The organism is Streptococcus parasanguinis, assembly GCF_001578955.1.
Classification (GTDB): domain Bacteria; phylum Bacillota; class Bacilli; order Lactobacillales; family Streptococcaceae; genus Streptococcus; species Streptococcus parasanguinis_U.
In genome coordinates, this window is the sequence record NZ_KQ969689.1 from 386,520 (window position 1) to 388,199 (window position 1,680).

Genomic DNA, 1,680 nt, shown 5'->3' on the forward strand with positions numbered 1-1,680 from the left:
GCCTACGGTCTCTTAGGACTTGCCTTAGTAGCGCTTGTCATTTATATGATTTTTTTCCTCTCAAAGATTGGAAAAGTTGTAGATGAGACGCAAAAAACCATCCAAGTTTTGACATCAGATGTCAATGTCACCTTGCATCAGACCAATGATCTATTGGCAAAAGTCAATGTTTTAACGGATGATTTGAATCAAAAAGTTGCAACGATTGACCCACTCTTTACAGCCGTAGCGGATCTTTCCGAGTCTGTTTCAGATTTGAATGATCAAGCCCGTCAATTGAGTGTCAAAGCAGTGTCAGCTGGTGGAAAAACAGTGAAAGCCTCTATCGGATTAAAAGCGATTAAGATGGCTTCAAAATTATTTAAATAGAATCGAGGAAGAATATGGGACGTTTATCTAGTTTATTAATTGGTGTCATTTCAGGTGCTTCAGCAGCCTACTATTTATCAACTGAGCAAGGAAAGAAAGTCACTAAAAAAGTTGCACGATTCGTAAAAGATTTTCAAGAAGATCCTCAAGAAGTACATGAATCCGTTAAACAAACTGCGAAGGATGTTTCAAAACAAGCTGCAGAAGTGATCCAACAAACCAAAGAAAAAGTTGGTTCTGGAGAAATTACGACAGGAACTGTTTTGGAATCTGTTAAAGAAAAAACGCAAGATGTGGTTGAAAAATCTCAAGAAGTCTATCACTCATTTAAGGATAAACTTCAAAAAGAAAATCTAAGTGGCAATGACTTGGTTCAATCCATTCGCAAACAAACAGAATCAGAAGACATCGTGTTAGAGTTGGATGAAAAAAATTCTGAAGAAGCGTCTGAAGAAGAAACAAAAGAAGCATAAAAAAAGAGGCTCACTGAGCCTCTTTTCAGATTGAAGATAAATTCATCTTAGAAACTTTCCTTAAGTGAGTACGGACGTCAGCGAACTTCAAAGAAGTTCCATGACTTAGTTTTGAACCTAAAGTTTCAAAACTCCCGAGTACCTGAAACATAATTGTTTCAGGCACTTTTCTCACGGCGGAAAGTTTCAATTGATGATTGAATAACTTTAACTCATAAAAAGTATTTATTCTTATAGAATTCCTAGGAAGCCTTTGAATTATCAAACACCATACCAAGTTTTTCTGAGTTACATGAAAAGTCTAACTTAATTTGACAACTTAGGAATTAAAAAAATTCGAGTGAATCATGACCACCCGTCAAACGGGTGGTTTGTACCAGGGCTATAAGCCCAGATAACTAGCCAGCGCCTAAAGACGCTGGCTTTCACTTTGTTCAAGCCTTATTGCATTTGACTCGTCACAAGCCTCTCAAAGAGGCATATGTACTACTTGCCACTATCCCTAAAGGGATCTTTATATTCTTTTACACTCAACTTATCTAAAGCAATATCTTTTCGCTCTTGTTCCTGAATGTATTTCTTTATTGTGGCTTCGTTGAGGCCAACTGTACTTACATAATATCCCTCTGCCCAAAAATGTCGATTTCCAAACTTATATTTCAGATTGGCGTGTTTATCGAACATCATTAGAGCGCTTTTACCTTTTAAATATCCCATGAAACTTGCAACACTAATTCTAGGTGGAATACTTACCAACATATGAACATGATCTGGCATTAAATGGCCTTCAATAATCTCAACACCTTTATAACCACATAATCTATGGAATATTTCTCCT

Annotated in this window: 3 protein-coding genes; 2 read left to right on the forward strand and 1 reads right to left on the reverse strand. The window is 36.7% G+C overall.

What is annotated here, in order from left to right; genetic code table 11:
- Both SPADD19_RS01820 and SPADD19_RS01825 read left to right on the forward strand, forming a co-directional pair.
- Positions 1–369, forward strand: a 369-nt coding sequence (locus SPADD19_RS01820; protein WP_128861558.1) for a DUF948 domain-containing protein, incomplete at its 5' end; no start/stop codon positions are given.
- Positions 370–383: 14 nt separating this feature from the next.
- Complete coding sequence (locus tag SPADD19_RS01825) at positions 384–842, forward strand: YtxH domain-containing protein (protein WP_014713641.1); 459 nt, start codon at positions 384–386, stop codon at positions 840–842.
- A 486-nt stretch (positions 843–1,328) separates the two neighbouring features.
- Here SPADD19_RS01825 and tnpA read toward each other — a convergent pair.
- Positions 1,329–1,680: IS200/IS605 family transposase (gene tnpA / locus SPADD19_RS01830; protein WP_061455054.1), on the reverse strand; the 352-nt coding region annotated here is incomplete at its 5' end.

Excerpts from the sequence above, each read along its gene's own strand:
- SPADD19_RS01825 (WP_014713641.1), top strand. The coding sequence starts at position 384 with ATGGGACGTTTATCTAGTTTATTAATTGGTGTCATTTCAGGTGCTTCA.